The organism is Alteromonas sp., assembly GCF_984505615.1.
Genome location: NZ_CFHOXV010000006.1, coordinates 59,437 through 81,805, shown reverse-complemented (window position 1 = coordinate 81,805; position 22,369 = coordinate 59,437). Strand labels below are relative to the sequence as shown.

18 protein-coding genes are annotated in these 22,369 nt (G+C 49.7%); 7 read left to right on the top strand and 11 right to left on the bottom strand.

Annotation, left to right across the window (positions count from 1 at the left end; genetic code table 11):
• Positions 1-168: 168 nt before the first annotated feature.
• Together AC4PME_RS06105 and AC4PME_RS06100 are read left to right on the top strand one after the other, a co-directional pair.
• On the top strand, positions 169-2,070 hold the full coding sequence (locus AC4PME_RS06105; RefSeq protein WP_491045786.1) for a M1 family metallopeptidase: 1,902 nt from the start codon (positions 169-171) through the stop codon (positions 2,068-2,070).
• 219 nt (positions 2,071-2,289) lie between these two features.
• Positions 2,290-2,901 carry a Yip1 family protein gene (locus AC4PME_RS06100; RefSeq protein ID WP_474841888.1) on the top strand — a complete coding sequence of 204 codons (612 nt, stop codon included), beginning with the start codon at positions 2,290-2,292 and terminating at the stop codon, positions 2,899-2,901.
• A gap of 121 nt (positions 2,902-3,022) precedes the next feature.
• Here AC4PME_RS06100 and glf read toward each other — a convergent pair whose 3' ends face one another.
• A complete protein-coding gene (gene glf, locus AC4PME_RS06095) occupies positions 3,023-4,144 on the bottom strand; it encodes a UDP-galactopyranose mutase (RefSeq protein ID WP_491045785.1) in 1,122 nt (373 codons plus the stop codon).
• Between the two features lie 67 nt (positions 4,145-4,211).
• Positions 4,212-5,087: a LysR family transcriptional regulator gene (locus AC4PME_RS06090; RefSeq protein ID WP_119502982.1), complete on the bottom strand. Its 876-nt coding sequence runs from the start codon at positions 5,085-5,087 to the stop codon at positions 4,212-4,214.
• Between the two features lie 147 nt (positions 5,088-5,234).
• Between AC4PME_RS06090 and AC4PME_RS06085 the strand changes: the two genes are divergently transcribed.
• Positions 5,235-5,948 (top strand): haloacid dehalogenase type II, encoded by a 714-nt coding sequence (locus AC4PME_RS06085; RefSeq protein ID WP_491045830.1) that lies wholly within the window; start codon positions 5,235-5,237, stop codon positions 5,946-5,948.
• A gap of 15 nt (positions 5,949-5,963) precedes the next feature.
• On the opposite strand, the gene AC4PME_RS06080 is transcribed toward AC4PME_RS06085, so the two are convergent.
• From AC4PME_RS06080 to AC4PME_RS06070, 3 genes are all read right to left on the bottom strand, one after another.
• Positions 5,964-8,930, bottom strand: coding sequence for a TonB-dependent receptor domain-containing protein (locus AC4PME_RS06080; RefSeq protein ID WP_491045784.1), 2,967 nt, complete (start codon positions 8,928-8,930; stop codon positions 5,964-5,966).
• Between the two features lie 123 nt (positions 8,931-9,053).
• Positions 9,054-9,926, bottom strand: coding sequence for a FecR family protein (locus tag AC4PME_RS06075; protein ID WP_491045783.1), 873 nt, complete (start codon positions 9,924-9,926; stop codon positions 9,054-9,056).
• A 35-nt stretch (positions 9,927-9,961) separates the two neighbouring features.
• Positions 9,962-10,561, bottom strand: a complete 600-nt coding sequence (locus AC4PME_RS06070) for an RNA polymerase sigma factor (RefSeq protein WP_119502985.1) — start codon at positions 10,559-10,561, stop codon at positions 9,962-9,964.
• 234 nt (positions 10,562-10,795) lie between these two features.
• On the opposite strand from AC4PME_RS06070, the gene AC4PME_RS06065 reads away from it, so the two are divergent.
• Positions 10,796-13,564 carry a TonB-dependent receptor gene (locus AC4PME_RS06065; RefSeq protein ID WP_491045782.1) on the top strand — a complete coding sequence of 923 codons (2,769 nt, stop codon included), beginning with the start codon at positions 10,796-10,798 and terminating at the stop codon, positions 13,562-13,564.
• 224 nt (positions 13,565-13,788) lie between these two features.
• A complete protein-coding gene (locus AC4PME_RS06060; RefSeq protein ID WP_491045781.1) occupies positions 13,789-15,717 on the top strand; it encodes a metallophosphoesterase in 1,929 nt (642 codons plus the stop codon).
• 178 nt (positions 15,718-15,895) lie between these two features.
• Here the strand turns inward: AC4PME_RS06060 and AC4PME_RS06055 are convergent, their stop codons facing one another.
• Positions 15,896-16,231: an HAD family hydrolase gene (locus tag AC4PME_RS06055; RefSeq protein ID WP_491045780.1), complete on the bottom strand. Its 336-nt coding sequence runs from the start codon at positions 16,229-16,231 to the stop codon at positions 15,896-15,898.
• 232 nt (positions 16,232-16,463) lie between these two features.
• Here AC4PME_RS06055 and AC4PME_RS06050 point away from each other — a divergent pair, with 232 nt between their 5' ends.
• Positions 16,464-17,000, top strand: coding sequence for a pilus assembly FimT family protein (locus AC4PME_RS06050; RefSeq protein WP_491045779.1), 537 nt, complete (start codon positions 16,464-16,466; stop codon positions 16,998-17,000).
• A gap of 43 nt (positions 17,001-17,043) precedes the next feature.
• On the opposite strand, the gene AC4PME_RS06045 is transcribed toward AC4PME_RS06050, so the two are convergent.
• The 5 genes from AC4PME_RS06045 to tatA form a co-directional block, all read right to left on the bottom strand.
• Positions 17,044-17,595, bottom strand: coding sequence for a hypothetical protein (locus AC4PME_RS06045; protein WP_491045778.1), 552 nt, complete (start codon positions 17,593-17,595; stop codon positions 17,044-17,046).
• A 77-nt stretch (positions 17,596-17,672) separates the two neighbouring features.
• Positions 17,673-19,097 (bottom strand): alkaline phosphatase PhoX, encoded by a 1,425-nt coding sequence (locus AC4PME_RS06040; protein WP_491045777.1) that lies wholly within the window; start codon positions 19,095-19,097, stop codon positions 17,673-17,675.
• A gap of 159 nt (positions 19,098-19,256) precedes the next feature.
• Positions 19,257-20,042: a twin-arginine translocase subunit TatC gene (gene tatC, locus AC4PME_RS06035; RefSeq protein ID WP_491223625.1), complete on the bottom strand. Its 786-nt coding sequence runs from the start codon at positions 20,040-20,042 to the stop codon at positions 19,257-19,259.
• Entirely contained in the window at positions 20,035-20,403 is a 369-nt protein-coding gene (locus tag AC4PME_RS06030) for a Sec-independent protein translocase subunit TatA/TatB (RefSeq protein WP_491046419.1), read from the bottom strand. Before AC4PME_RS06030 ends, tatC begins: the two co-directional genes overlap by 8 nt.
• Positions 20,396-20,638 carry a twin-arginine translocase TatA/TatE family subunit gene (tatA, locus tag AC4PME_RS06025; RefSeq protein WP_491046420.1) on the bottom strand — a complete coding sequence of 81 codons (243 nt, stop codon included), beginning with the start codon at positions 20,636-20,638 and terminating at the stop codon, positions 20,396-20,398. Before tatA ends, AC4PME_RS06030 begins: the two co-directional genes overlap by 8 nt.
• A 210-nt stretch (positions 20,639-20,848) precedes the next feature.
• Between tatA and AC4PME_RS06020 the strand changes: the two genes are divergently transcribed.
• Positions 20,849-22,354, top strand: a complete 1,506-nt coding sequence (locus AC4PME_RS06020; protein ID WP_491046421.1) for a DUF1593 domain-containing protein — start codon at positions 20,849-20,851, stop codon at positions 22,352-22,354.
• The last annotated feature ends 15 nt before the right edge of the window (positions 22,355-22,369 follow it).

Here is a 22,369-nt window from a genome sequence, read left to right as displayed (position 1 = left end):
TCACGGCATTTGCGCGTATTCCCTGTATCAGTGTTTGAACGACTGCTTTACACGGTTTACGGCGTTTAGGTTTTCCATACGACCACTGCCTGTTATTGTGATCACAACACTGCATCAGACAACGTCTTTTTGCAGTCACAAGACTAATTTGAAGAGTAAAGGAAAGCAATGAATAAACTCTCATGGGTGCTGGCATCAGCACCGCTGTTATTTGCTTGCTCCCAGCCGGCAGACAACACCACAACGACAGAATCAAAACCAGCCAGTGCACAACACACTGAGCACCAATCCACGATGGCATCAGGTACGGATTATCATTCATTTTCGAACCCTGACGCAGTGCGGGTAACACATTTGGATCTGGATTTAACCGCAGACTTCGACAACCGTGAACTCACTGGTACAGTAACGCTGGACTTCGACCGTATTCAACCGGCTGCGGACACGTTAATCGTTGATACCCGCGCACTGGATATCAAACAGGTAACCGCAAATGGTAAAGCCGTTGAATTTACCCTGGGTGAAGAGGACGAAAATCTGGGTTCTCCCCTGTCGATAGCCTTACCTGCATCGGCCAGTGCTGTCACTATCGACTATGTGACTTCACCGGAAGCATCCGGCGTGCAGTGGCTTACTCCGGCACAGACTCAGGGCAAAGAACATCCGTTCCTGTTCACTCAGGCTCAGGCCATTCATGCGCGCAGTTTCATTCCGCTGCAGGATTCACCTCAGGTCAGAGTCACTTACGACGCCCGTATTCATACTCCGGCAGATTTGCTGGCAGTCATGAGTGCGTCGAATGACCCCGATACGCCCCGTGACGGCGATTACAGCTTTACCATGCCTCAGCCTGTACCTTCTTACCTGATTGCCCTGGCCATAGGTCATCTTGAGTTCAAGCCTATGGGTGAACGTAAGGGCGTGTACGCCGAGCCTGAAATTCTCGATGCAGCCGCCGCCGAGTTTGAAGACACGGAAAGCATGCTGGAGCTGACAGAAAAAACCTACGGCCCCTACAGCTGGGACCGTTATGACCTGCTGATCCTGCCACCCTCCTTTCCTTTTGGTGGTATGGAAAACCCCCGTCTGTCATTCATCACCCCTACGGTGATTGCCGGCGACAAAAGTCTGGTTTCCCTGATTGCCCATGAGCTGGCGCACAGCTGGTCGGGTAATACTGTGACCAACGCTACCTGGCGGGATTTGTGGCTGAATGAAGGTTTTACCACCTATCTGACTTACCGCATTATGGAAATGTTGTACGGCACAGACCGCTTTAACATGGAAGCGGTACTGGGCTATCAGAGCCTTGAAGCAGATATCGCTGCGCTGCCGGCCAATGATGAAATACTTGCCGTAGATTTACGCGGGCGCAACCCTGACGATGTGTTTTCAGATATCCCTTACGAAAAAGGTGCGCTGTTTCTCCGTGAACTGGAACAAAAGGTGGGCCGTGAAAACTTCGACGCTTTCCTGATGCAATACTTTAAGCATTTTGCTTTCCAAAGTATCACCACAGACACCTTCATGGCGTATCTGGAAGACACCCTGCTGAAACAATATCCGGACAAGCTCGACAAGCAACGTATTGAAGAATGGGTATTTACGCCCGGCATTCCTGATGGTGCACCTGTACCGGCGTCAGATGCCTTTGATAAGGTGGACAGTCAGCGCACTGCCTGGTTAAATGGCGATAAGCCTGCTGCAGACATCAAAACAGCAAACTGGACAACCCACGAATGGCTGTATTTCCTGAATAACATGCCTTCTTCACTGTCTGCTGCGCAGTTAAAAGATCTGGATTCTGCCTTTGATCTTACCAACAGCCATAATAACGAAATTGCGCACAGCTGGCTGATGATTGCCGTACAGAATGAATACAAGCCGGCCTGGCCCCGTTTGCATGATTACCTGGTTGAAATAGGCCGCAATAAGCTGGTGAAACCGCTCTACCGGGCGCTGTCGCAAACACCGGAAGGGAAAGCGTTTGCGAAAAAGGCATTTGAAGAAGCAAAACCCGGCTATCACCCGCTGACGGTGCATGCGAATGAAGGCTTCGTAGAGGACTGACATCCTTATTTAGCATTAAATAAATGTCAGAAGGCCGTATCAGCGTAAGGTGATACGGCTTTTTTTATCACTTTTGTTCTGAAAACGCCGCCCGTCAGCCTTCTTTATAACCAAAGCGAACAAAAACCTTCTCCGATAAAATGTTAAAAACTATAGCCATATGTTTATTTTATGTTAATACTAAGAGTGTACGTTCTTTGACCAGCAGGAGTGTTGACTATGAGCAATCACATATGGGGACTGATCCATCATCCCGATAAAGAATGGCGTTCCATTAATGAAGAACATGAAACGGTCAGCCATTTATATACCCACCATGTACTTTGGTACGCGCTTATCCCCGTGGTTTGTTCCTTCATCGGCACCACACAGTTTGGCTGGACTTTTGGCGGTGAGGAAGTCTTTCAGGTTTCTGTCGCCAGCGGACTGGTGCTGGGCGCCGCATTCTATGCATTAATTTTATTAGCCGTAGCTGCGGTTGGCAGTATTATTCACTGGATGGCAAGACGATTCCCTGAACGCCCGTCACGGGCAGAATGCATCGTATTTGCCGGCTACACAGCAACCCCGTTATTCATGAGCGGCGTGTTTGCTATTTACCCAGTGTTCTGGCTTTGCGTAACGGCAGTGGCAGCGGGCCTGGTGTACACGGCTTATCTGCTTTATGCGGGTACGCCAAGCTTCCTGGGTATCAGCCATAAAGAGGGCTTTATCCTTTCCACGTCGACGCTCTGCATGGGTGTGCTGGTGCTGGAAGCCTTAATGATAGTGGCCGTTGCTCTGTGGAGCATGGGCTCGGAGCACAGCATTATGTGGTACTTCTTCCACTAGCATTAAGTGCATTATTCATCACGGATTGAACAATAATTTCATTCCTCTGTTACTGCGGGCCCCGGGCCCGCTTTTTTGTTTCCGGCTCCGGGGCAGTTACGCCTTTTGCGGCAACTATTTTCTACCCGTCGAACACCTGGTCAGTCAGCGCCAGCGCGGCTTCTACGGTATCATCCATATCGTAGTATCTGTAGTCTGCCAGTCGCCCGCCGAAGAGGTACTTAGCTGCATTTTCAGGCTTTGCCGCCAGCGCTTTGTATTCTGCCAGCATGGCGTTATTTCTGGCATCGTTGATGGGGTAGTAAGGTTCGTTATCTTTGCTGAATTCATGTGGAAACTCCCGCGTTATCACGGTTTTTTCCTGTTTACCGAATTCAAAATGTTTGTGCTCTATAATGCGCGTCCAGGGCACTTCTGCTTCGGTGTAGTTTATTACCGCGTTACCCTGATAATTCTCGCAGTCCAGTACTTCGGTTTCAAAATGCAGGCTGCGGTATTCCAGCTCCCCTAAGCACTTACCAAAGAACTCATCAATTTTACCGGTGTAGAGCACTTTACCGGCCAGCGCTTCCCACGCCTCACGATTTTCAAAGAAGTTCACACCGGTTCTCACTTCTATGCCTTCGAGCAGCCCGTCAATCAGCGCGTTGTAGCCGCCATGAGGGATCCCCTGATAAAGATCGTCAAAGTAGTTATTGTCGAAAGTAAACCGGAATGGCAAACGTTTAATGATAAAGGACGGGATCTGCGTCGCCGGTCGCCCCCATTGCTTTTCCGTATAGCCTTTAATGAGTGTTTCGTACAAATCTTTGCCACCGAGATATAACGCCTGCTCTTCCAGATTTTGGGGCTCAGTTTGACGGTAAGGGGCACGTTGCTCTTCAATTTTTGCCTTTGCCTCTGCAGGGGTAGTGACCCCCCACAACTGGTAAAAGGTATTCATATTAAATGGCAGGTTATAAAGCTTGTTTCGGTAATTGGCGACAGGAGAATTTACATAGCGGTTGAAACTGACAAACTGATTCACATAATCCCATACCCGCTGATTACTGGTGTGAAAGATATGTGCGCCGTACTTGTGCACATTGATGCCTGCCACGTTTTCACAATAAATATTACCGCCTTTATGATCACGCTTATCAATGATCAGAACGGACTTTCCGGCAAGGCGCGCTTCTCTGGCAAACACAGCACCGAACAGGCCCGCACCGACGATCAGATAATCATATTGTTGTTTTGTCATCAGACAATCCGCTGTTTTGTATATCCGTTAACAGTATATACCCAAAGTTGTTGAAAAGGCTGCGCTATCAGGCAAACAGCCCTTTCATAAAATCATAAAAGGCTTCGGTTTTGCGTGTGGTTAAGCTGTTCTGCGGCTTGAGAAACCATACCGGCGCATCATTATCTGCCAGTGCTTCCGGTAATACTTCCACCAGCTGCCCGCGGGCTAATTCATCTTTAACCGCAATATAAGACTTGATCCCCAAACCGTGGCCGGCCAGCACGGCCTGCGTCATATTGTCGGAATTAGACACGGTAAACCGCGCGTTCACATTCAGCGTCCGGCTGTGTTCTCCTTCCTGTATTTTCAACTGGCGCTGCCAGGGAAGTACAACCCAGCGATGCGCTGCCAAATCATCAATACTGCGGGGATGGCCGGCCCGGGCCAGATATTCAGGTGCAGCGCACAACAAACGGGAATTATTTGCCAGTTTCCTCGCTAATAAGCCCGAGTCAGCCAGTTTGCCTACCCTGATGGCAACATCCTGCTTATCTTCAACCACATTGACGAACTGGTCGTTGATCAGAAAATCCAGCTTAAGATCCGGATACGACTGCTCAAATTCCATAAGTTTTGGCATCACAAATTTTGAAAATACCCAGGGCGGCATGGTAACCCGCAGAATGCCACTGACAGACGACCCCCTGGCACCAATCTGATATTCCGCATCCCGCAATGCTTCCAGAATGTCTCCCACCCGTTGGTAAAACACCTCACCTGCCGGCGACAAACCAAACTTTCTGCTGTCCCGAAAGACCAGCACCGTGGACAGTGCCTTTTCAAGTTTACTTAACCGCAGGCTCACCGTGGCAGGTGACACTTGCTGTACAGACGCAGCAGCGTGTATCCCCTTGTTTTCCACAATGGCGATGAAGGTTTCAAGTTCATTCAGGCTATACATACTTTAAATATCTTAAACACAGGTTTCGATTTACAGGACTTCCTTTAAGAAATTAAAACAATAAAATCGTTATGTACACCACCATCGTAGGAACAACTTACATTGAGACATATTCTTTTTATTGCCGTCGCCTTGCTGGTAACGATTATGAACAATGCGGAGGCTGACACCATGCCATCACAACCCAAAGTGATCATTTTTGACGTTAACGAAACCCTTCTGGATATGGAAGCAATGCGTGAATCAGTAGGCGAAGCCCTCAATGGTCAGCAATCATTGCTTCCCTTGTGGTTCTCAACCATGTTGCACCACTCACTGGTATCAACCGTGTCAGGGGAATATCAGGACTTCGGGAAAATTGGCGTGGCAGCATTAATGATGGTGGCAGAAACCAATGGCATAGACATCACGGAAGAAGAAGCCAAAACAAGCATTGTGACGCCACTGCTCAGTTTGCCACCGCACCCGGACGTAAAATCAGGGCTGACGGATTTAAAAGCACGGGGCTATAAGATTGTCAGTCTAACCAACTCGTCCAACTACGGTGTGAAAACCCAGTTTGAAAATGCCGGCCTGACAGACTTTTTTGATGCCCGTTACAGCATTGAAGATATTCAGATTTACAAGCCTGATCTCCGCGCCTATGCCTGGGCACTGAAGCAACTGGGTGTTAAACCGGAAGATGCCCTGATGGTAGCGGCTCACGGCTGGGATATTGCCGGAGCGAAAGCTGCAGGTATGCAGGCCGCCTTTGTAACCCGGCCGGGTAAAGCCATGTATCCTCTGGCTCAGAAGCCCGATTATGTGGTTAACGATCTGCACGAATTAACAGATATTCTCGACAAGCAGTACGGCCGGTAATCAGATACATCACGCTTAAAACATCAGGCCCAGGCTCACCACGAACCTGCGGCCTGATTCTCCGATCTTCATCAACGCCGATGCCTCTCCGGTATCAACAGTCCGCTTTACCGTTTCGTTGGTGGCATTGTAAATGTCCATACGCAATGTCGCATTGGCCGAAAATAACCAGTTCAGACTGAGATCCACGCCGGTATAATCTTCCACATAAACATCTGCATTATTGGTTAAATCCCGCTGCTCGGCGAAGCGGCTGCGGTAGTTAATGTTGATTGCAGCCTGCCACGCTTGCCAGCCGGATAACAGTCGTATATTTCCCGTCCAGTCAGAGACACCTTCTGCACGCCAGTGTGCGGTGGGATCTCCCTCAGATTGTGATGATATTTGCGCTTTGGTGACACGGGTTATCGTGGCAGACAAACGGTGACGGAGATGCTGAATGCCCGGTTGTCCGAAAGCAATTTCAGCCCCCGCCTGTACACCGGTTATCCGCCCTTCACTGTTATTGGTTCGCTGCAGAGTTTCATATTCTGTGCCCCGGTAATCAAGAGTAAGCGCTTGCTCCGATATGTAATCAGTGAGGTGGTGGGAGAATGCCAGCAACTCAGCATCGATGCTTTCACTGTTTACGTTCACAGATGTGGTGAACGTATCTGCCACAACAGGTTTAAGCAGAGGGTTTCCTGCTTCGGCATAAGGCAACCCGCCTGAGTTTACATGGATTTTCGGGTTTAAATCTGAATAGTTCGGTCTGTTGAGTGAGCGGGTGTATCCTGCACGCCATTGCCAGAACGGCGTAAATTGCCACTTCACGGCAACAGAGGGCAACCAGGCGCTGTCGGTACGGGCAAAATGCTGTGCGATAACACTTCCCCCGCTGTTGAACCCGGACCCGGTCGTCTCACTTTCAGTGTGAGTGTACCGCATGCCGCTTTCAATCATGAGATTCGGCCCGTTATTTTTGGCCCCGAACGGCTGCCAGACAGCCGATACATACGCTTCCATGGCGCTAAACGTAACCGCATAGCTGTTCAGCAAATCATTCACTGATGCCTGACCATCAGCAGGAAACGATAACGCGATATCGTACAACTGAAATAAATCGCTTTTTGGGATCAGCCACCCGGCCTGCCCGTAAGTAAAGAAGTCCGCTTCAAATCCGTTGGGGAGTGGCATCAGCCATCTGCCATCTAAATCCGGCAATGCTGCCAGCGCGGACTCACTTAACTGAATGTCCCGGCGTGTGTAATGATGTGCCTGTGTGGCATGCAGGCACCCGGCTTCTATATTTGACAAAGGGGCCTCACCCGGCGGCGTAAACGCTACGTCGCCGCCCCACTCGGTCGCAGAATTCTCAACACTGATCCGTCGCTTACTCATTTGAGTGATGTGGGAATAGCTGCTGACAAGGCCGGTGTTTCCATCATCAACAAATTGATTGAGCTGATGATTTGACACATCCACATCCACCCCGGCAGGCTGCATTGCAACATGCACCCGTGAAATGGGGTCCCGGGTCACACTGTCCGCTCTGCTCTGGCTGTAAAATGGCGTAACGGTAAGGGGCAGCCTGTCACTTTTCCATTCTGCCGACGCCTGAAAGGTATCTGTGGCATAGTCGAGTGTTGACTCCTCGCGGGTAGATTTCATCTCTGCGCGACTGAAATGAAGAGCAGAAATGCTGTTGTTCTGTCCTTTCACGGCAGTTGCCTGCTCATTCACCGGGCTCACCGACAGCCGGTGTTCATCGAAGGAAAAACCGGTATCGGAGCGCAGCCACAAAAATGATGTTCGCAATGCGTCCACAGGCTGCCAGACCACGTTGGCGTAGTAAGTTGCCCGGGTACGGTCTTCGTTTTCGATAGTCAGTGCCAGACCGTCTGTGGGGACCAGTGTATTGTCTGCCATACCCTGCCACTGAAACTGTTCCGGTGCGCCACCATTTTCGCCCCAGTGCCAGGTTTCAAATTGATACTGACGCTGCAAACGGTTCTCGTAATTCATCCGGAATACCGCACCCAGCGTGCCGCTGTGGTTACGTAGATTACCGATTGCGGCAAACCCGGGCTGGTAATTAATACCGGCCTCCGGTGATGCCGCGGTAAGGCGGACCTGCGCACTGTTAAATTTATAATCCAGGGGATCATCACTCAATAAATCCACCGTTGCACCAGCCGCACCGGCGGGCTGAGCGGTAGCGGCAGTTTTAAACATGGTCACCTGATTAAATAATCCGGCGCTCAACGTATCAAAACGATATTGCTGACCGTATTGGTTGGAATTGCGGATATTTTCTGTATTCGCCAGACGGTGCCCGTTAAGCAGTGTCATCTGATATTCCGCACTTAAGCCCATCGCATTGATGTTAAGTGCTTCACCGCGATCACGGGTGATACTCAGTCCGGGCAAGGCCTGCAGCGCCTCGGCTAAATTTCCTGCTGGCAGGCGGTTTAGCATAGCCCCGACCAGTACCGCCTTCTCGCCTACCGCCTCAGACTTGATTTGTCTGGCATACCGGGTGGCATTGTCATAATGCTGATTGTAAGCCTCAGGCGAGGTCGTCGACATGTGCCCGGTCACCATCACCTCTTCCAGGGCAATGCTGTTTTCACCTGACTGCGCATTGCGGTTTGCAGGTGTCTCAGCGGGCTTGATGATGATGCCTGACTCAGTATTTTGCCATACGAGGCCAAGCGGATGCAGGCAGGCAGAAAGCTGTATCTGTAAAAGCTGCGACGTGTCGTAACAGCGCTGAAACTCGCTGTCTGAAAGCGCATTGAAAGCGCTGTTACTTACGGTATTAGCAGAGTAAATGACAGGAACAGAAAACTGCTCAGACAGTGCGGTAAGTCTGGCTGGCAGACTGACCGGGCTAGTGAGGGTTGGTGACGGAGCGGGAAAGTCAGTAACTGAACCGGCGGCAAACAATAAACGGGGCAGCAAGGCCATCGATATTGCTGTCAGTCCTGCCCTTACCCACATGAATCCGAATCACTCTTAATGCTTAGCTTATTAATCCAAAACAGTGTGAAGTGATTAAATGAAAGATTTATGACAACAGCCGGAGCTGCTGCCATCAACCGTACTGAATACGCTAAATTGCGGCTATTTGCCGTTTTCCGGCTTCGCCAGCACAATACTGTCCTCGTATTCATGCATCGCCAGACCGTTCATTTGTGCTAACAACCTGGCGGAACCGGCAATGTCAGCGGCTTTAAAGCGGCCACTGATATGTGCGGCATTATCATCAACGTGCTGCAAAACAACGGGTTTGTTGCTATAGCGGTTCAGTTGATAAAGTGCATCATTTAACGACACATTGTTCAGGTCAATCCAGCCTGCCTGCCAGTCAGGTTCTGTTGCCGTAAAGGCTGACACGGTAATGCCCCGGGCCGTCACGCTGGCTCGCTGTCCTTTTACCAGTTCCACACGGTCACTGCCGTCTGGCATAGACACAGCGACTTTACCGTGAAAAACGTCAATTTGAGTTTGCGAGAGTGATTTATCCACATTAAACGCCGTACCTAAGACCTGAATATTGGCGTTACCTGTTTCTATAGTAAATGGTCTGGCTTCGTCTCTGGCTACTTCAAAGTACGCCTCACCTTTGGTTAACTTTGCCTGCCGGTTTCTGACCGACTCCGAAAAGTGCAAACTGGCCCCGCGGTTCATGGCCACTTCAGAGCCGTCAGACAGTTTTACATCTTGTGCATCAACGCTGCTGAATGTCTGCGGTGACGCATAAGCCACTTTCACCGGCATCTCATCAGGGAATGATTGTTCCTGAATAACGTACCAGCCAATAACGCCCGCACAAAAGCATGCTGCCATTCCGCCCAACCACGCCCATCTTGATGCATTGCGCGACGTCGTGTGAGACTCATGTTCAGCCAGCGCCTCCAGTAAGGCGGGATCGTCCCAGATAGCCTGTTTAATCTCATCGTTTCCGGCGTCATGGTTTTTATTTATTTCTGTCATAGTAATTTAACCTGCTGTCGTACTGTAACGACGACTCAAATGCCGGAACGGGGACGGGGCTTATCAGAAAAACGCGCCTCTATGGCAATTTTCAATGCATCCATTGCACGGGTAATGTGTTTCTTCACCGTTTCTTCATTGAGTCCCAGGGTGGTTGCGATATCTTGTCTGCTTTCATTATGCAGTCTGCGACGGATAAAAATATCCCGGCGCAGCGGCGACATTTCACTTAATACCTGCTTGTATAACGCTACACGCTGCTGATTATCCAGCATGGTTTCCAGTGACACTGCTTCGCATTGCGGCTCATGCTCAAGCTCTGCCGGAGCACGTTGTTGCTCCCGGTGATGATCGATAACCAGATGCTGCGCCATGCGATAGCCATAGGCCAGCGGGTTATCCAGATGTTCATGAAAGCTTGTATTCATAGCCTTCACCAGTAATTTCTGAAACAGATCTTCTGCGTCAGCACGTTGCCCTACCGCTTTTATCAGATAGTTTTTCACAGCGTCCTGATTTGCCATCAGGCATTGCAGCAGAACACGATTCTGCTTTGCACAATGCTCAGGCATGTTCATATTCGCAGCCTGCAGATGCGCAGGTTCAGTGCTGTCAGTGGTTTTGGCCAGTGCCATAGTTACTCGGTTCTCAGTAAAGTTCAGATAAAACGGGTCACGTTAAAGACGGGCATATTACGTGATCGGGGACAGTTTTTTATATGACATTTCAATGACATATTTATGAATCCCTTGTCTTTAAACTGACATAAAAACTTCACCATAAAATTCGTCCCCGAGGCGTTTTTCCTGTCGTCATGGTTGGCGAATTTCAAAAATTAGTCGCAAAGACATTTACAGGAAAACACACTCATGAAAAACCGCTTATTCCCGTTGTCGCCACTTGCTCTGGCACTGAGCACCCTGATCACCGGCACCGTTGTTGCGCAGGAAGCCCCGCAGGAAAAGGACGATAGTGTTGAGAAAATCGAGGTTACAGGCAGCTACGTGAAGAGCCTTGAAAAGGCGATTGATATCAAACGTACCACGGTTGGCTTTTCTGACTCGATTGTGGCTTCGGATATTGCTGACTTCCCCGAGCAAAACCTGGCTGAAGCACTACAACGTATGCCCGGTGTTACCATTGAGCGAAACAAGGGTCTGGGCCAGCGCGTTAATGTACGCAGCCTGCCGACTGAATTTACTTTTGTGTCTATTAACAACCTTGCTACTGCGTCAGGCAGCGGCGGCCGTGATGTTGAATTCGACAGCTTTGCTTCTGAAATTATTCAAAGTGTTACCGTTAAGAAATCGCCGACGGCTGCAGATGAAGAAGGTGGTATTGCCGGTTCAGTCGCTATCAGTACAGCCCGCCCGTTTGACTATGACGGCCGCCAGATTGTTGCGTCCGTTGAAGGCGCCTACAACGATATTTCGGAAGAAACAGATCCTAAATTCTCATTCCTGGCCAGCGACACCATGGGCGACTGGGGCGCGTTAGTGTCGTTTGCCTATTCAGAACGTACCAACCGCACAGACAGCAACTCAGGCATTAATTTCCGTCCGCTTTCGCGCTTTTTAGAAAAATCAGGCTCATCACAGTGGCAATCAGACCAGGCTGCTGATGTACTGGCCCGCGATACCGGCATCACGATTGACGACCGCTTCGACAGTGACGAAACCAGCCGCGTTGTATTTATTGATAAAGTGGGTGACCGCTCTTACCTGAGCGAGCAGGAAAAATGGGGCGCCACGGCATCTGTTCAGTATAAGCCTTCACGGGATTTCAGCTTAACCTTCGACAGCATGTGGAGCACCTTCGATAACCACGAAGACGAATATGATGCGGCAGCGTATTCCGCCTCAAGTATCAGTTCGTTAGAGCGTATCAATGCTTACGACAGCACGACATTAGCAGATTACGGAATGACGGTGCTGACTGATGTAGATTATGCTGCCACACAGCACGAATTTTTGAGTAAAGAGTACAGCCGTACTACGGATTATCAGCAATACAGCCTGACTATGGACTGGCAGTTTGGTGAGTGGGATGTTTACGGCGTAGTGGGTTACAGCGGTGCTGAGAAAACCGAGGAATCCACCAACCTGAAGCATACAGCTTATCGACCTACCCGTACCCGTTACACCAGCACAGGCGGTGAAACCATTGCCAGCGATAATCCTGACTCCTTCGATATGTACAACTCGCCGGAAGCGTACACCTTCGATTACTACGAAGTGAATCTTGAAGGCATTTCAGACGACAAATACGCCGCCCAGCTGGATTTCACCCGTAATATGGATTTAAGTTTCTTCCCTGCGCTGGCAAAAGTGCAGTTTGGCGGACGCTATACGGATAAATCGAAAACCCGTGATTACGGTACAAACCGCGTAACCGGCCCGGCTGAAGGTGACTCGTCTTGGGTAGGCACCCGCACACTGGCTGACAGCGACTTAACCACCATTTCTGACTTAGTTTCGGGCGGTGAGTATTTACCGGAAGTGACCTCAAAATCAGACTGGGCACAAATTTCAAATGCCTACGCCCGCAGTGAAATGCGTTACGACGGCTTTGCTGTGGATTTTGAACCGGATCAATTCTACGAAGTAGAAGAAAAGGCAACGGCGCTGTACGTGATGGCGGACTTCGAGTTTGATATTGGCAACATGCCGGCGTCACTGAACACGGGTTTGCGTTATATTGATACTGACGTAAATTCATCAGGTTACCACCAGGTACAGAATGACGATGGCTCAACCGGCTATACCTCTGCGCCAGTCTCCAAATCCGGTAATTACAAAGAAACCCTGCCAAGTGTGAACTTCACGCTGGATATTACCGACGAGTTATTGTTCCGTGCTGCTGCGTCAGAAAACTTCATCCGCCCTGCACTGACTGACATCGCTTACAAACGTACCGTGAGCTTAAATGAGTTTAAATACCGCGACGGTAACCCGGATCTGAAACCTACCTATGCTGACCAGTGGGAAGTGGGACTGGAATATTATCTGGAAGAAGGTGGTTTGCTGGCCGTATCTTACTTTGAAAAAGAAATCGAAGGCGTTGTACGTGAATCACTCACCGGCGTGGTAACAGGTGTGACCAAGTACAACGACAACGGCACTGTTGACGGTGTTTACGACTTCGACGTTTACCAGAAAGTTAACGCTGAAGGTTCCTATGATGTCAGTGGTCTGGAATTTATCGTTCAGGTGCCTTTCGCCCGCTTCCATGACGTGCTCGACGGGTTTGGTGTGAATGCCAACTACACAACGCTGGATAACTCTTTAACAGGCGCTTCTGATTTAGGTATTCCTACGCCGCCGGAAGGACTGGCTGACGAAACCTATAACGTGACGTTCTACTACGAAGACGACGTATTTGATGCCCGCGTGTCTTACAACTACAAAGACAAGTACGTGGAATATATTGAGCGTGACATGTATCCGGTATACCGCGATGCCTACGGCCAGTACGATGTGTCTTTAGGCTACCGTATCAACGAAACCTTCAAAGTGACGCTGGAAGGCATCAACATTACTGACGAAGCCACCAAAGGTTACACCATGGACCCGGCCTTCCCGACCATGTATGAGTTCTCCGGCCGCCGCGTCTCTCTCGGCCTGCGGGGTAACTTCTAAGTTTACTGCGTGTTTCTTCCCTGAAACTGTTAGCCGGGCATTGCCCGGCTTCTTTATTCTTAATCATCAATTTATTCTTACCCCGCAACTCAAAGAATAAAAAATTCCAAACAAATAACACCACTGTAATAAAAACATCTTACTACCGTCACTCAATCCTGTAACGCTGGTCTGCGCAGTACTCCATTTATTTTTATCTCTATTCGTTCAAAAGGAATGTATCCATGTTGTGGAAGTTACGCGTTGCGGGCACCCTCGGGCTCCTGCTTACTCTTACCGCTTGTGATGACGATGAAACGGTTGAAGTTGAAGTTCCCGTTGAAGTAGAAGTGCCGGTTACCGTGAACCCTGAGCATAAAATGCTCACAGACCCGTTTTTACAATTACCCACAGCCTCCAGTGTGAATGTGGTGTGGTTCACCAATTTCGAAGGCAGTGAACATGCATTAACCTATGCTGACCAGACCATCACGGATGTTACCACCACGAAGCTGGAACGCATGATGGAAGATTCTGGCTCTGCTATCGACAATCAGACCTTCGAAACAGTGACGTATCGTGACGTTTACCGCCATGAAGCCACTGCAACAGGACTGACGCAGGGTGAACGGGTCGATTACTCGGTGTCCAGTACTGACGAGGACGGCTTTGCATTTACCAGTGACACCTTTACCCTTGCCCCTACACCAGCTACGGGTCAGCCGTTAATGATTCTGCTGACCTCTGATTTGCAGTCGAAAAAGAACGTTGTCGCAAACTATCAAAAGGTAGTGGAAACCGTTGGCACGCCTGACGCTGTCTTCTTTGCCGGTGATTTTGTGAATGTACCCGACCGCGCTTCAGAATGGTTCGATCAGGCCAAAGACAATGCGCCTGCATTCTTTCCTGCCCTGCAGGGACACTACCAGCAATACATGCCGGGCTTTCCCTACAATGGCGGTGAAATTCTCCAGCATGCACCGGTGTTCGGTACTATCGGAAACCATGAGGTCATGGGTCGTTATACGCCCGATGAAGAAAGCTACTCTCTGAACGGCGGCTTTGGTGATCCTCAACCGGCATGGTTTGCAGAAGTCGCCTATGAACAGGTTAAAGCCGACGTTAACCCGTCTGACGATGAAACGGTTAAGGCACAGTGGATTGCCGATCACTCTCACAACCAGATGAGCTTTCTGGATATCTTTTCCTTCCCGGACGATGGCCCCCGCGGCGAAGAATACTTCGCGGTATCGTTTGGAGACGTGTTCCTGATTTCTATGAATGTGTCCCGCATCTGGCGTTCGTGGAGTGTTACCCCGAACAACAAAACCAAATTTGTTGAAAACGCCGAAAACTACACCGACCCGACACAGTGGGGATTTGGTGAGTTTTTGTTTGAGCGTTTCGATGCTGAGTCAGAGCAATACGCCTGGCTGACAGATGTTATGCAGACTGAAGCATTTCAAAATGCTAAGTACAAGGTGGTGATGGCGCACCAGGGCGTTTTCGGATTGGGTGACAACACCGTTCCGGTGCTTGCACAGCCAGTGCTGCAGGTTGTACAGGACAATGGCAGTGGTGGTGAATCTGTCGCTGAATACACCTTCCCCATTGAGCCGGCCACATGGACTGACACCATCGCGCCGTCACTAGAAAGCGCGACGGAAATTCGTTACCAGTATCCGCTTACCGGTGATGTGTGGCTGAACGATATTGAACCCCTGCTCATTGAAAACGGTGTAGACCTGGTGCACATCGGCCATTCTCATTTGTGGAACCGTGCGCAGGTAGAAGATCTGCACTACCTGGAAAGCTCTAATGTGGGTAACAGCTATGGTGCATATTACGATGATACCACCGGCACTTACACGGCAAACCGGCGTCCGGCTACAGCTGATTTCTGGGAAGATGTTTATTCAGCCAATCCGCGCTGGTCAGAAACGAATTATCCGCCTAACGGTGATCCACAGGGGCGTGTAATGAGCTTCCCTACGCAGTTCAGTCCTATGAGCATGGAAAATGACAGCTACCCGAATTTGCCTTTTGTTGCCAGCAATGTACTGTCGGTATTCTCTGTCCTTGATACCAGCACAGGCACAGTGAAAAGCTATGTGTTTGACCCAACTGATTTGGATTCTGAAGTGACATTATTTGATGAGTTCTCGATTGAGTAAGTAGTTACTTTCGACGAAAGACATACTTATAAAGAATAAGCCCCGGCAGTACTCCCGCTGCCGGGGCTTATTTCAGTGCAGTTTAACCCGGCGATCAGAAATCGAAACGGGCACCTGCCCTTTTTGCCACAAGGATTATTGTAAGCGAAGAGAAAGTAGCTGTTCAGCTACTTTGAAATTACGCCCCGGCGAGTTTTGCAAACTCATGCAAACCGGTAACGTGATAGTCTGCCGAAGCATGCCTCTCAACACCGGCACGCAGAATCTGTACGGTCTTCATCCCCAAAGCATTTCCTGCTGCGATTTCAGACTCTGCACTGTCTCCGATCACCCAAACATCTTGAGGGTCGACCCCGTACTTATCGCAGGCTAGCGCAAAGTAATGCCCTTTTCCTTTACGTGGAGGCTCACCCGGGTCGTCAAACAAAGGAGCGAGCAAGTTTTCCCCCACCGCATTACCGGGAGCGAGACAGTTGTCGAAGTCAAAAATGATAAATGGGCGGGATGTCGTCATAAAACCTCATTAAATCTGTGTAACTGCGGTAAGCCGGGCTTATGTTTCCGGCACGCAGGCCGTTATAAGAATGAAGCACTTAGCTGCAAAACTTAGTCTCAGCGGCTTAAAGGCAACGTGCATAGGTATATTTACAGATAACCCTATACGCCGGATTCTGCTCTACCATAAACAAGTAGTATTACGGTGTATTTAAATTATCGACTGACAGGGTAAGAAATCGGGCAGGCCAATGCGTTATCAGGTATCCAGACAATCCGGATTCACGCTTATTGAACTGATCATCGTCATCATTATGCTTGGCGTATTATCGGTCACGGCATTGCCGCGTTTTGTGAACCTGTCATCTGAAGCCAATGCTGCTGTTATTAATACCCTTGCCGGCGCACTGAAATCCACCGCGAACATTGCCCACACAAAAGCCATCATAGCCAAACGGAATGGCGGATTTAATAATGGTTTTGATTTCGATGGCGTTTATTTCGACAAAAGCTATCCGCTGGCACTTTCGTTCGGTGACAGTGACGGCATTCCGGAAATCATGGAGCTGATGAGTTTTGGTGCCAATGATTTTACCTGGGCCGATAATTTCAACGGCCAGTCTGCCAGCGGCGATCTTACCCGTGAAATTTACATTACTGTTCGAAGTAAAATTAACCAGGGTGTTGGGCATAACGACGTGGTTGCCACGGCCTGCTATGTTTCCTACGAAACTTTTGTGGACGTGTATAAGCCTCCTGAAATTATTGTTGATGTATCAGGCTGCTAGATATGAAGGGCGCTCAGCGCCCTTCATCGTATAAAAATCGCGTTTAGTTGCGACCTTGACGGCGTGTCCAGCACAATCCTGCCAACATCATCAGTGCAACCACAAACGTGGACGGCTCTGAAACAGTGGTGGTCACTGCGTCTGCATTCAGCGTGTAACTGAATGAACCAAAGCTGAAACCTTCATTCCCACCTACAGCCAGCGTGTACCAGCCACTTGTAAGTAATCCCGCATCCAGGCCATTAGTTCCTGCCGCAGGTACGAAAGCGTCGGTACCAGTGATATACGTTAAGCTGCTACCCCAGAAATCAGAGAAGTCACCTGCATTGTCAAACAGGAAACCGGGGTCAGTCGCCAGTTCACCTGAATACAAGCTCATGCCCATTGATGTAAGAAGTGTATCCAGTGAGAAGCTCAGTTCAGTGTCAGCAGATAATTCGAACGTGTAAAAATCAATTGCTGAAGTATCACCGTTTAACCAACCGCTTTCGTCACTCAGAGAGCCGCTTGCCGTACCCGGAATGCTCAGGTTCATAATGGCTGCATTCGCCTGAACAGCGAGTAACATTGATGCTAAAAATACCAGTGCTTTCATGTTTATTCCTTAAAGTCTGAAAAGGGGCAGCAACGTGCCCCCGTATTGTTTTATTAAATTTTTATGCTTATTCCGGCTTACAGTGCGCCGTTTTCCCACGGGCCGGTAATCGCGAACGTGACACCCGGAGACTGGATATTCACGAATAACCAGCGGCCATAGAAACATGCACCACACCACTCACGACTGGTAAAGCTGCGGCGGGCAGAACCATCTGTGCTGGTGCCCACGCTGTCGGTAAAGTTTTCTGAAACGCCGGGGTAAATGTTGTCGATAACAGCAAGATCACCCTGATCCAGCTCCATGCGGTTTTCACAGAACGTGAAGGTTTCGCCGCTTTGCGTTAAGCCCACCAGACGCTTGGGATCAGAGCCACCGTCTTCACACATCAGGATGCTGCCACGGGGACTGACAGCAATATTGTCAGGACCATCGACTTCTGACGTGCTGGTAGATTCAAATACAACCGTGAGTTGCTGACGACGGGGGTCGAAACAGAAAATTTGTCCCAGACCGGCTGCGCCACCTGAAGTAGAAACGAAGTAGATTTTACCGTCGTCATACCAGCAACCCTCACCGCGAAGAATGATGGCAGCGTCGCTGGCCTGACTGAAACAGGATTCACTGAACGCGTCCGGATCAGGGATTTCCTGCCAGCTTACGTTGTAGGTTGAGCCTTCAACCAATCCGCCACGCAGGTCAACACGTGGTGTGTTATCCAGCACCATTGCGTAAAGCGTACCGCCTGATTTCAGATCACCCCACTGGCCTGCAGGTTCGAATTTATAAAATGCCGAAGTCCCCGTGTCTTCTGTCATGTAAACAAAGCTTGTTGCAGGATCCACTGCCACAGCTTCGTGGGTGAAGCGACCCATTTCACGGATTGGCTGACCGTCTGATACACCAAAACCGGGCACTTCGAAGATATAGCCGTGATAAATGCCCTGAGCAACCTGGAAGGTCTCTTCACAGGATAACCACGAACCCCATGGTGTGGAGCCACCAGCACAGTTACGGATTGTGCCGCCAAGGCTATTGTAGGAAGACAGGAACTTACCATTTACTACATCAAACATCAGGTTGGTAGTACCGCCATATTGCGCCGGATTATAGATACCACGGCCGCCCACAGGGTCACATTTATGGCCTTCGCCCTCGCTTAACTCATGGTTACGAACCAGACATACAATATTTTGCTTTGCAGCAACCACTGCCATACCGTCATGGTCGGTTGGTGTCGGGTTACGGTCAGACTGGATCTGACCTGTCCAGCCGTAAGAGGTATATTCAAAGCCGTCCGGTAAAGCCAGCAACTCCAGACCTGTCGCTTTACAGGCTTTCATGCTCAGGGGGCCGTAAGAAGAAGAAAATGGCAGAGTCGCAGCCTTGGCAGACAGCGATGCCAGTGCTGTACTGGCAGCAACAACAGAACCGCCTTTCACAAAATCACGACGGTTAACCGTCGCTTCGGACAGAATCATCCCGGTTGTTTCTTTAGACATTTTTTTGCACCTGTTCGATTGGTTTTAGAAGTAGGAACCCCGACCTCTGAAAGGGGACAACATCCGGTCTTGCCGGGAACCAATCTACTGAGCAAAAATGACACGCAGACGCCATTTTCTTGACGGGCAGGCTACATGTTCGTGACAGATTTTTTTAATTTATATTTCAGCAGCTTCCTGCGCCGCCTGTGCCCGCCGCTCTGTCATAGCAACAAGGTAAACAGATACTTCATAAAGCAACACTATGGGCGTACCCAGTGCTATCTGGGAAATTAAATCAGGGGGTGTAATAAAAGCAGCGACAAGGAATATCAGCACAATAGCGTGGCGCCGGTAGTGTCTTAGTGTTTCTGCCGTTACCATGCCGGTTTTCGCCAGGATAAGCAGAAATACCGGTAGCTCAAAACTCAGTCCGAATGCCAGAATGAGCTTAATCACCAGCGACAGATATTCACTGACTTTTGCTTCCAGTTCGACTCTGATGGCCTCATTGCCACCTGCGGTTTCGAAACTCATAAAAAACTGCCATGCCATCGGCATCACCACATAAAACGCAAGCGCAGCGCCGGTAATAAACAAAACCGGGGTCATAATAAACAGCGGCAAAAAACCTTTTCTTTCGTGCTGATACATACCCGGAGCAAGAAATCGCCAGACCTGGATCAGAATAAGCGGCACCGAGAAAAACAGAGCAGTAAAAAATGCCAGCTTCAGGTAAGTAAAGAATGCCTCCTGCAAGCCGGTATAAATCATTCTCCGCTCACTGCCTTCACCGAATTGCTGAAGCAATGGCTGTTGAAGGAAATGGTATATGTCAGCAGAGAAATAGTAGCCGGCGCCGAACATCACCATAAAAAACGCCAGGCAGTAAAGCAGGCGGGTACGAAGCTCAATAAGGTGAGTAAGTAAAGGCGCAGTGGACTTATTGATCTGTTCGTCATTCATTGCGCTGCTCCTTCGCCTTACGCGCTTCATCAGCCTGTTTGCGCGCCTCGTCAATTTTGCTCCGGCGCTCAGCATGTTGCTCTGCAGACATTGAGCCCGGAGTAAAATCTGCCGGCAGATTTCTTATATCTTCAGGCAAAAACGCTTTCCAGCTTTCGTCACCCGGTTGCGCTTTGCCGTTCACAATATTCACTTCTTTCGTAAGCTGATTCATGCTGCCCTGCATGCCGGCATACATGCGCTTCAGCTTTGCAGTAAAGCGTCCGAAAATTTGAAACAGCTCAGGTAAATCTTTCGGGCCGATGATAATGAGTGCCAGCACACCCACGAAAAAGAGCTCAGTCCAGCTGAGATCAAGCATGGGGTTGGCCGGCTTTCACCGGTTGCTCTGGTACACGATTGGACTGTGCGGATTCTGACTCTGTCTGACCGGCAGGTGCTACTGCATCCAGCTTTTGTTCTTCGTCCTGCAAACCCTGTTTGAAACTGCGGATACCGGAGGCAATATCGCCCATCAAGGCAGGAATACGGCCACGACCGAATAGTAGTACTACGATTAGCAGTACCAGTAAAATCTGCCACATATTCAATCCCATTACCCGTCTCCTTTGTCAGTGTGAAAGTCCATGCTGTCCGGGAACTGTGACTGCCACGTGACGAAATGATGAAGATATGATGAGAGCGGATTTTTAGTTAATTCAGGACAAATCTTAATGACTGGCTCATATTATTCATTGAATTAATTCACCAAGTAAATTAACTTATTTATCACATTTCCAGTGTTGTGATGAATAAGGATCCTGTCATTGAAACGGTTTACTTCTGTTGTATCGAAAAGCAGTCTGGCGCTGCTGGTTTTTGCGAGCTCTCATGCACTCAGTAACACACCGCCGCCGGTGGATGAATTTACCGGCAAGCCCAGAGTGTTTGTTTTCACTGATATGGGTAACGAGCCGGACGATCAGATGTCCATGGTGCGCCTGCTGATCTATTCCAATGAACTGGACCTTGAGGGCCTTATTGCAACTACGTCTACCTGGCAGAAAGAAAAGCGGGAAACAGACACCATAGCCGGTATTATTTCCGCTTACGGCGAAGTACGCAGCAACCTGATGAAACATGCTGACGGCTGGCCGGAAGCACCGTATCTGCAAAGTCTGGTTAATGTGGGCCAGCCTGGTTACGGCATGGCCAGTACAGGCAAAGGGCAATCGTCCCCGGGTTCTGAAGCGCTGATTGCCGCCGTTGATAAAAACGATCCGCGACCGGTTTGGGTAACAGTGTGGGGTGGCGCCAATACGCTGGCGCAGGCGCTGATGGATGTGAAGGCAAACCGCTCAGAGGCTGAACTTAAAGCATTTGAGAAGAAGCTTCGCGTGTACTCTATTTCTGATCAGGATGATGCCGGCCCGTGGATACGCAAACACTTTCCTGATGTCAGCTATATCGTAAAGCCTTCGTCTCCCGACGGCGGTGAATATGCTTACGCTACCTGGACAGGCATCGCCGGTGATGAATACTATCAAAACGGCAAAGGTGCTGACTTCACCACCGTATCGAATGAGTGGCTGGAAGAAAATATCCGTAAAAAGGGCCCGCTGGGCAAGCATTACCTGAGATATGCATTCATTATGGAAGGTGACACACCGGCATTTCTCGGATTAACTGCTAACGGACTGAACAGTTTCCGCAGCCCGTCCTGGGGCGGCTGGGGAGGACGCTATGTTTACCGTCAACCCTACGGAGAAACACATTCAATCTGGACTCAGGGCGGTGACTGGTTCCCCCGTGTCACGTCTGCCGATACGGTTACAGGCAAAGACGGTGAAACTGTAGTCTCTGATCATGCGACCATCTGGCGCTGGCGTGAGCAGTTTCAGCATGATTTTGCAGCCCGCATGGACTGGACTATCAAGCCCTATGAGGAAGCAAACCATCATCCCGTCATTTCGGTTAACGGAAACACAGGCACAGAGGTGATTTACGCTGATGTTAAACAGGGGGAGACGCTGGTTCTGGACGCTTCTGCCACAGAAGATCCTGACGGAAATAAACTGTCCTGGCACTGGTTCCATTACGAAGAAGCAGGCTACAGCGGCATGCCGGGCACTCCGGCGCTGGCGGCACTTTCACTGAAAAATACCGGCAGCAAAAGCGAAGTTACCGTGACTAAAGCATGCAGAGAGATGTGGCACGATACGCCGGTACCCTGTGATAACGGCGGTGAAGCTCACGTTATTCTCGCAGTAACAGATAACGGCACACCGGCACTGACCAGCTACCGGCGGATCATCATTAAAACCAGAGAATAATAATTCTGCAACGTG